At 62.8% G+C, this 298-nt stretch carries 1 rRNA gene; it reads left to right on the forward strand.

The annotated features are described in order from the left end of the window. Window positions 1-77 precede the first annotated feature (77 nt). Window positions 78-192: ribosomal RNA gene (rrf, locus tag NE591_RS14625) — 5S ribosomal RNA — on the forward strand. Window positions 193-298: the final 106 nt, after the last annotated feature.

Genomic DNA, 298 nt, shown 5'->3' on the forward strand with positions numbered 1-298 from the left:
TGCAACCGCCAGGGTGGCGCGGGGGATCCCCGGGCCCCCTCGGACGGCAAGTCGATTGCCGCGGGAGCGCCTCCCGCGAGCGGAACCATGGAGTGGGGGATCACCCGATCCCATTCCGAACTCGGCAGTTAAGCCCCACCTCGCCGAACGTACTGCGGCGCCAGGCCGCGGGAGGACAGGTCGTTCCGCTCGCAGGGGGCGCTTTTTCTACTATATTGATTGACACCTGGAAGGGTGTCTTTTTTGTTTTAGGAGGAGTGCATGGTTGAGCTGGGTGACGAGAAGGTTCTGTATGCGT

It is taken from the genome of Adlercreutzia sp. DFI.6.23, assembly GCF_024462535.1.
Lineage (GTDB): Bacteria > Actinomycetota > Coriobacteriia > Coriobacteriales > Eggerthellaceae > Adlercreutzia > Adlercreutzia rubneri.